The sequence below is a fragment of the Acidobacteriota bacterium genome (assembly GCA_030774055.1).
Classification (GTDB): Bacteria; Acidobacteriota; Terriglobia; order Terriglobales; family Acidobacteriaceae; genus JACPNR01.
The window spans coordinates 1-8334 of sequence record JALYLW010000035.1 but is presented as its reverse complement, the minus strand read 5'-3'; the positions used below and the strand labels follow the sequence as shown (position 1 = coordinate 8334).

At 63.6% G+C, this 8334-nt stretch carries 10 protein-coding genes; 7 read left to right on the top strand and 3 right to left on the bottom strand.

What is annotated here, in order from left to right; genetic code table 11:
* Positions 1 to 29 precede the first annotated feature (29 nt).
* The 3 genes from M3P27_02680 to M3P27_02670 form a co-directional block, all read right to left on the bottom strand.
* Positions 30 to 767, bottom strand: a complete 738-nt coding sequence (locus M3P27_02680) for a hypothetical protein (GenBank protein ID MDP9267214.1) — start codon at positions 765 to 767, stop codon at positions 30 to 32.
* Positions 768 to 806: 39 nt separating this feature from the next.
* On the bottom strand, positions 807 to 1004 hold the full coding sequence (thiS, locus tag M3P27_02675; protein MDP9267213.1) for a sulfur carrier protein ThiS: 198 nt from the start codon (positions 1002 to 1004) through the stop codon (positions 807 to 809).
* Between the two features lie 79 nt (positions 1005 to 1083).
* Positions 1084 to 1737: a hypothetical protein gene (locus tag M3P27_02670; protein ID MDP9267212.1), complete on the bottom strand. Its 654-nt coding sequence runs from the start codon at positions 1735 to 1737 to the stop codon at positions 1084 to 1086.
* A 141-nt stretch (positions 1738 to 1878) separates the two neighbouring features.
* Between M3P27_02670 and ndhC the strand changes: the two genes are divergently transcribed.
* The 7 genes from ndhC to M3P27_02635 form a co-directional block, all read left to right on the top strand.
* Positions 1879 to 2304, top strand: a complete 426-nt coding sequence (gene ndhC, locus M3P27_02665; GenBank protein ID MDP9267211.1) for an NADH-quinone oxidoreductase subunit A — start codon at positions 1879 to 1881, stop codon at positions 2302 to 2304.
* Positions 2305 to 2799, top strand: coding sequence for an NADH-quinone oxidoreductase subunit C (locus M3P27_02660; protein ID MDP9267210.1), 495 nt, complete (start codon positions 2305 to 2307; stop codon positions 2797 to 2799).
* Positions 2799 to 4004 (top strand): NADH dehydrogenase (quinone) subunit D, encoded by a 1206-nt coding sequence (gene nuoD, locus M3P27_02655; GenBank protein MDP9267209.1) that lies wholly within the window; start codon positions 2799 to 2801, stop codon positions 4002 to 4004. Before M3P27_02660 ends, nuoD begins: the two co-directional genes overlap by 1 nt.
* Positions 4004 to 4489 (top strand): NAD(P)H-dependent oxidoreductase subunit E, encoded by a 486-nt coding sequence (locus M3P27_02650; GenBank protein ID MDP9267208.1) that lies wholly within the window; start codon positions 4004 to 4006, stop codon positions 4487 to 4489. The genes nuoD and M3P27_02650 overlap by 1 nt, the downstream gene beginning before the upstream one ends.
* Positions 4489 to 5808, top strand: a complete 1320-nt coding sequence (gene nuoF, locus M3P27_02645; GenBank protein MDP9267207.1) for an NADH-quinone oxidoreductase subunit NuoF — start codon at positions 4489 to 4491, stop codon at positions 5806 to 5808. The genes M3P27_02650 and nuoF overlap by 1 nt, the downstream gene beginning before the upstream one ends.
* The gene (gene nuoG, locus M3P27_02640; protein MDP9267206.1) at positions 5809 to 8178 is read left to right on the top strand and encodes an NADH-quinone oxidoreductase subunit NuoG; all 2370 of its coding nucleotides are present in this window, start codon (positions 5809 to 5811) and stop codon (positions 8176 to 8178) included.
* 19 nt (positions 8179 to 8197) lie between these two features.
* Positions 8198 to 8334 (top strand): NADH-quinone oxidoreductase subunit H (locus tag M3P27_02635; GenBank protein MDP9267205.1); only part of this gene is annotated, 137 nt, incomplete at its 3' end.

Genomic DNA, 8334 nt, shown 5'->3' with positions numbered 1-8334 from the left:
GAGCCGGAACGGCGAAGGAGCGCACGCGCCTAGCGACTCGCCGCCGGCGCCGCCAGGCACGGCGCCTTCTCTGGCTGATTGTCGACCACGAGCGCCGCCGGATCCACGCCCCCCTTTTGTAGTTCCGGCTTCAAACGTTGCATCGCGTCCTGCGCTTCCGCCGCGCTCTTCCCTTCCGGCTCGACTCTCACCGTGGCGTCGTATTCGAGGTAGGCGCGTTCAGGCGCGCCCAGCTTCTCCCACCCGCGTCCCATGCGCAGATGGATCGCTGCATCTCCCGGCTTCGACTTCGCCGCGTCGGCGTAGCGCATCAGCGCGCCCCGATAATTCTTCTGCCGGTAGTAGTAGTCGCCCACGTCCACATCGCGCGCCGCGCTTACCGGATCATAAGTCGAAGACGACGCCTCTGCCGGCAGCGTTCCCGCAACTCCGGCGCTCTCCTGCTTGCTCGAGCTTTCGTCGCTTTCCCCCGGCTGCGACTGCGTGGGCGGCGCCTGCTTCGGCGCCGGCTGCTTTTGCTGCTCCGTCTTTTCCGTCTTCTCCTTCGGACCATCCTTAGGTCCCATGCCGGTGTGCGCGCACATCCCAAAGATGCAGATGTCATTGGGCAGCGGGTTGCGCGAGCCTTTCTGGCGCTTGTTCAGCTCGACGATGTACTCGTCCACCGGCTTGTCTTTGTAGCAGGAGGACTCCGCCTTCGCCAGCGGGTCCTGCGCGAAGGCCGAGAGCAAGGACGCAACCAGCGCACTGGCCAGCATCATCCGCATAGAAGTGTCATTTGCATGCAAAGAAGATTGTACGTCCGCTTACCCGCCGCCGACGAAGTGGACGATCTCCAGTTCATCACCCTCGCGCAGCGCCGTCGCCTGCCACTGGGCGCGCGGCACGATCTCGCGGTTCAGCTCCACCGCCACGCGGTCGCTCTTCATCCCCAGCTCTTCGACCAGCGCCGCCAGCGTCGCCGCGGCGAAGCCACGGTCCTCTCCGTTCACGCGGAGCTTCATGATCACAATATATAAGGATAGGGTAGAGACAGCCTTTGACAGCTCTCTATCACGGGAAGGTGGGGACGGAACGCGCCAGCTACGCGTTCTTCTTGAGCAGGAACTTCCGGGTCGCCGTCCGCTCGCCGGCCTTGGCCTGCACCAGCACAGCGGCCTCGCGCAGCGCGTTCTCGTCGAGGAAGATCTTCATCTCCGCGCGCCCATTCGTGTCGGTGACGGCCTGCGAGTAGATGGGCGCATCATCGGTCACATTCAACCGCGTGGTCAGCTGCGCGCCAGGAACGGCAGCGCCGTTCTCGGTCACGGCGAACTGCATCACGACCGTGCTCTCGGCATAGACGGCGTCGGCGTTGGTCCACTGGATGGCCAACCCCCCGGCAGCTGCAGGGCCAGCAGCCGCGCCGGCAGACGTCCTTCCGTTACCCCCGGCGGTCGGCGTGCTCGGAGTCCCGATATGCGCGCCCGATGCATCGAGGCCGAGCATCTCGTTCAGCTTGCCTTCGCGGATGCCATCGAGCATGCCGCGGTGCTGGGACTTCAGCATGTCGTGCATGTGATCTTCGGTGAAATCCGGCTGCTGCTCCATCTCGGCGAAGGAGGTAGCCCGTTTCCCGATGCACCGTCCGCGGACGAACACCTGCGTTTGCAGCAGCTTCTCGGCCTTTCGGGCCTCGCTCTGCACGTGGTACACGGTGTCGCCGTGCTTGATGTCTGTATTGAATCCGAAGATCATCCTGGTGTTGGCTCGACTCGGCGAAGACAGCGCGAAACGCAACCCGCAACCGAGCGCGCATCTTCTTGACTCATCTGCGCGCGACTTCTATATTCGACTGTTTCACCAGTCCCAAGTGGCGCGAATTATACACCGCTTCCTATGCCGGACAACTATCTCGCCCGCTACCTCCCGTTGCTCATCCAGTTCCTGCTTGTGGCGGCCATTGCGGGCGGCATGGTCACGCTTTCCTGGCTCATCGGGCAGCACAAACCCTCCGCCGCCAAGCTCATGCCGTATGAGTGCGGCATGGCCCCGGTGGGCGACGCCCGCCAGCGTTTCTCGGTAAAGTTCTATCTCGTCGCCATGGTGTTCATCCTGTTCGACGTGGAAGCCATCTTCCTTTATCCCTGGGCGGTCATCTTCCGCGAGCTGAAGATGTTCGGCTTCTGGGAGATGCTGGTGTACGTCCTGGTCGTGCTTGGCGGCTTCGTCTACGTCTGGAAAAAAGGCGTGTTCGACTGGTCGCAGGCCGACCGTGATCAGATCGTCGCGCTTCCCGACCGCGCGCCCGCAGGGAGCCGCTAGATGCCGCTCACGCCCGCCGTCACCGGAGTCGACGCGCTCAAGGACCGTCCTGAGCTCGCGCGCCTGCTCGCCGCCGCCGCCGCCGCGATCCCGGACGCCAAGTTCGATCGTGACGAGCTGACCATCTGGGTGGACCGCGCGTTCATCCGCGAGGCTGTCGCCCTGCTGCGTGACGACACCGAGCTGCGCTACGATTTTCTCTCCGACGTCACCTGCGTGGACTGGCATCCCGTGTCGCCGCGCTTCGAGGTCGTCTACCACCTGCTCTCCATCCCGCGCAAAGCGCGCGTGCGGCTGAAGGTCCGCCTGGTCGAGGACGAAGCGGTGGAGTCCATCACCAGCGTGTGGCCGGCGGCGAACTTCTTCGAACGCGAGATCTTCGATCTGTTCGGCATCCGCTTCGTCGGTCATCCCGACCTCAACCGCATCCTCATGCCGGAAGATTGGGAAGGCCATCCGCTGCGCAAGGACTACCCGGTCGAGGGATATCGCTGATGGCACACCTCTCGCCCACACCCGTGCTCGACGCCGCGCAAGACCGCACCATGATCCTCAACATGGGGCCGCAGCATCCCTCCACCCACGGCGTGCTGCGCCTGCTGCTCGAGATCGATGGCGAGACCATCGTGCGCATGGCCCCCGACATCGGCTACCTGCACACCGGGATCGAGAAGACCTGCGAGGCCAAGTTCTACCAGCAGGTGGTGCCGCTCACCGACCGCATCGACTACCTGTGTCCCATGACCAACAACCTCTGCTATGTGCTGGCGGTCGAGAAGCTGCTCGGCCTCGAGATCCCGCCGCGCGCGCAGTGGGTCCGCGTGATGCTCAACGAGCTCACCCGCATCAGCTCGCACCTGGTCTGGCTGGGTACGCATGCGCTCGATATCGGCGCGATGTCCGTATTCCTCTACTGCTTCCGCGAGCGCGAAGACTGCATGCGTCTCTTCGAGGCCGTCAGCGGACAGCGCATGATGACTTCCTACTTCCGCGTCGGAGGCCTCGCGCTCGACCTGCCGCTCGGCTTTCTCGACCGCGTGCGCACCTTCGCCAACAAGTTTCCCGAGCGCGTGGACGAATACGAGGACTTGCTGACCTCGAATCCCATCTGGGAGCGCCGCACCAAGGGCGTGGCTCGCATGTCCGCCGAAGATGCGCTCGCGCTCGGCGTCACCGGACCGGCTTTGCGGGCCTCGGGCGTAGACCTCGACCTGCGCCGCGACATGCCGTATTCCAGCTATGAGAGATTCAAGTTCGATGTCCCCATCTCACAAGACGGAGACGTCTTCGCGCGCTACCTGCTCCGAGTAAAAGAAATGCGCGAGTCCACCAAGATCATGCAGCAGGCACTCGACGGCATGCCCACCGGCGCGATCAAGGCTGACGCGCCCAAGGTCGTGCTGCCCGACCGCGAGAAGATGAAGACGCAGATGGAAGCGCTCATCTACCACTTCAAGATCGTTACCGAAGGCTTCAACGTCCCTGCCGGCGAGGTCTACCAGGCCATCGAGTCGCCGCGCGGCGAGATGGGCTACTACGTGGTGAGCGATGGCACGTCGAAACCTTACCGCGTCCACATGCGCTCGCCTTCTTTTGCCAACTTGCAAGCGCTGGCCAAGATGTGCGAAGGCAAGCTCATCGCCGACGTCGTCGCTGCCATCGGCTCCATCGACATCGTGCTCGGAGAAATAGACCGCTAATGCTCGTGGTCTCAGAACAACTCGACAACTTCTTCACCGAAAAGATGAAGGAGTATCCCACCCGCCGGTCGTTCCTCGTTCCCATGCTGCTCTACACGCAGGACGAACTGGGCTACCTGTCGCCGGAAGCGATCTCCTATCTCGCCGAGAAGGTAGACCTGACCGAGCTCGAGATCCGCAACGTGATCAGCTACTACTCCATGCTCACGATGAAACCGCGTGGACGCTTTAACGTGCAGGTGTGCACCAACATCAGCTGCATGCTGCGCGGCGGCGAAGAGATCTTCGCACACTGCAAGCAGCAACTCGGCGTGGGGCACAAACAGACGACCGCCGACAAGATGTTCACGCTCGAAGAGGTCGAGTGCATCGGCGCGTGCTCCTGGGCGCCCGCCATGCAGGTGAATTACGACTTCCACGAGAACCTCACGCCGGCCAAGGTCGACCGGATCCTGGAATCGTACGAGAAGAAAGCGACGCAATAGTGGCGGACCTGGCCTCACATCCCGACGAGAAGAAGGTCGTCAGCGCGCGCTTCGGTAAAGGCGCGGCCAACATCGACCGCTATCTCGAACTCGATGGCTACAAAGCCGTGCAGAAGGCGATCACCCTCGGAGCGGACGGCATCGTCAACGAGATGAAGACGTCGAGCCTGCGCGGACGCGGCGGCGCCGGCTTCCCTACCGGCATGAAGTGGTCGTTCGTCCCTAAGGAATCCGCGAAGCCGAAGTACGTTCTCTGCAACGGCGACGAGAGCGAGCCCGGCACGTGCAAGGACCGCCTCATCCTCGAGCACGATCCGCACGCCGTGATCGAAGGCGTGATGATCGCCGCACTCTCCATCGGCGCGAAGATCGGCTTCATCTACATCCGCGGCGAGTACCGCTACCTCGTCGACATCATGCGCAAGGCCATCGCAGACGCATACGCCAAAGGCTTTCTTGGCAAGAACATCTTCGGCAGCGGTGTGGATCTCGACGTCCACTGGCACACCGGCGCCGGCGCCTACGAGGTCGGCGAAGAGTCGGCGCTCATGGAATCGCTCGAAGGCAAGCGCGGCATCCCGCGCATCCGCCCGCCGTTCCCCGCCGTCGTCGGACTCTGGGGCGGCCCCACTGTGATCAACAACGTCGAGACGCTCGCCGCGGTGCCACACATCATCCTCGGCGGCGGCCAATGGTATGCCGACCTCGGGACACCGAAGAACGGCGGCACGCGCCTATTCTGTCTCTCCGGACACGTGGTCAAGCCCGGGGTCTACGAATTGGCGCTCGGCTACAACTTGAAGAAGATGATCTACGAAGTTGCCGGCGGAATTCCGGGCGGACGCGCGATCAAGGCCGTCGTTCCCGGCGGCTCGTCCACACCGATGTTGAAGGCCGACGAGATCGACCTCGCCATGGATTTCGACTCCTGCGCCAAAGTCGGCACCTTCCTCGGTTCCGGCGGTGTCGTGGTGCTCGACGACACCACTTGCATGGTGAAGTTCGCGCAGCGCGTCATCAAGTTCTACCAGCACGAATCCTGCGGCTGGTGCATCCCGTGCCGCGAAGGCACCGACTGGCTCAAGAAGACGCTCACGCGCTTCCACTCCGGCGGCGGTTTGAAGAAGGACATCGACAACATCCAGTACCTCGCCGAGAACATGCTGGGGCGCACCTTCTGTCCACTCGGCGACGCCGCAGCGATGCCCATCATTTCCATCGTCAAGAAGTGGCGCAACGAGTTTGAGGATCACCTCGAAGGCCGCCCGTGCCCGTTCGGCGAGAAGACCGTCGAGCTGCTGCCGGTCTTGAGCAGATAAATGCCTGACGTAACCATCACCGTAGACGGTAAGAAGCTCACTGCACCCGGCGGCACGCTGCTCATTGAAGCGTGCAAGCGCGTCGGCATCGAGGTGCCCGCGTTCTGTTACTACCCCGGGCTCTCACTCCAGGCCGCGTGCCGCATGTGCCTGGTCGAGATCGAGAAGATGCCGAAGATGCAGACAGCCTGCACCGTGCCCATCACCGACGGCATGGTCGTCACCACCGAATCGGAAAAGGTGAGGCAGGCGCGCAAGTCCATGCTCGAGTTGCTGCTCGGGAACCATCCGCTGGATTGCCCGGTGTGCGACGCCGGCGGCGAGTGCGAGCTCCAGGACATGACCTTCAAGTACGGCGCGGCTGATTCGCGCTACATGGAAGGCAAGCTGCACAAGGAAGAGCAGCAGTGGTCGCCAGTCGTCTTCTTCGATCGCCCACGCTGCATCCTGTGTTACCGCTGCGTGCGCGTCTGCGGTGAAGGGATGGACGTATGGGCGCTCGGCGTCCAGGGCCGCAGCGTTTCTTCCGTCATCGCGCCGAATATGGAAGACCACCTCGAGTGCGAAGAGTGTGGCATGTGCATCGACATCTGTCCGGTCGGCGCGCTCACCTCGGGCGCGTATCGCTACAAGACGCGGCCATGGGAGATGAAGCACGTTGCCACCATCTGCACGCATTGTGGCGATGGCTGCAAGACCACGCTTGGCGTCCGCCGCCACGATACCGGCATGCAGATCGTGCGCGGCGATAACCGCGATAAGAGCGGCATCAACGGCGACTTCCTCTGCGTCAAGGGACGCTACGCCTTCGACTTCACCGACCACCGCGCGCGTATCACCCAGCCGCTCGTCCGTAAAGACGGACATCTCCGTCCCGCGACCTGGGAAGAGGCGCTCGAGGTCGTGGGCCATGAGTTCCGTGAGGTCCGCGATGGCAAAGGCGGTGGCACGGCCATCGGTGTGATCGGCTCCACGCGCACCACCAACGAAGAAAGCTATCTGCTGCAGAAGTTCGCGCGGCTTGTTCTCCAGACCAACAACATCGATCACCACCGCACCGCCGACTTCCCTGCCCTTGCCGCCGCACTTCACGGCAAGCATGGGACGACCGCCGGCATGCGCGACGTCTTCCACGCGCCCGCCATGCTGCTCATCGGCAATGATCCCACCGAGCAGCATCCGTTGCTCGCCTGGCAGATCCGCTCGAACGTCCGCCTGCACAAGGCGCGGCTCTACGTCGCGAACAGCAATGCCATCAAGCTGCGCCGCCAAGCCGGCGTCTTTGCCCACATCGCCGACGGCAGCTACAGCGCGCTGCTGAAGTTCCTCGCCGGGGACGACTCCGCCGCCGCCGCGCTGCTGCGCGACGGAACCCAACGCGAAACGCTCACCGCCCTGCGCGAAAAGGTCAAAGCCGAGCCTGACCTGGTGGTCGTGTTTGGCTCGGAGCTTCGCGGCGCAGATGTGCAAGCGCTCGCCACGTTTGCCGCGTCGCTTCCGAAAGCGCGTCTGCTCGCGCTCGCCGACTACGCCAACTCGCGCGGCGCAGCCGACATGGGCCTTTATCCCGACCTGCTGTCCGGCTACACCTCCGCCGCGCGCGCCGAGCACTTTGCGCGGGAGTGGTCCGCGGCGCTGCCGGCGCAGCCCGGCATGAACCTCGCGCAGATGACCAAGGCCGCTGCGGACGGCAAACTGAAGGCGCTTTACGTCGTGGGCTCGAATCCGGTCGCGCGCTTCGACTTCGATCCCTTCGTGCTCACCAAGCCGTTCCTCGTGGTGCAGGACATGTTCCTCACCGACACCGCCGCCATTGCCGATGTGGTTCTTCCCGCGGCGTGTGCGTATGAAAAGTCCGGCACTTTCACCAACACCGCCGGCGACCTGCAACAGGTACAGAAGGCGGGCGACCTTGCCGGCGTCAAGCCCGACTTCGAGATCATTGTCCGCATCGCCGAGCGCATGGGCTTCGACATCCGCAAGCTCGTGCCCTTCGGCAAGGAGGGCGTCCGCGCCGACATGGGGCAATCTCGCGGCGCGCAGTCCGGCGAAGCCGACCGCCACTACGTCTGGCTGAAGGCACAGAATCTCGAGCCCAAGCTCAGCCCCTTCGATCCGGCCGCGCTTTTCGACGAGATCCAGCGCATCGTTCCCGGCTACCAGGTCGCGCGCGCCGAGCTCTTCGGCGGCATCGAGGTCGCGACGCACGCGCTTACCGGCGGACACGGCGGCACGGCCGCGAATCCGGAGTTAGTCCGTCCTTCGAACGACACGCTCTTCACCTCGGGCACCCTGGGCCGTTATTCGCACACATTGAATTCTGTGGTGGAGAACCGCCGCAAAGCGCCTGCCGGCGCCGCAGCAGACTAGAGCCTGCAGTCAAGACCGCATGCCGACCTGGACCCAATTCGTGCTCATCAGCGCGCTCAAGAGCGTGGTGGTGATCTTTATCTTGCTTACTTCCGTCGCCTACGCCGTCTGGCTCGAGCGCAAGGTGGTGGGACACATGCAGAACCGCTGGGGACC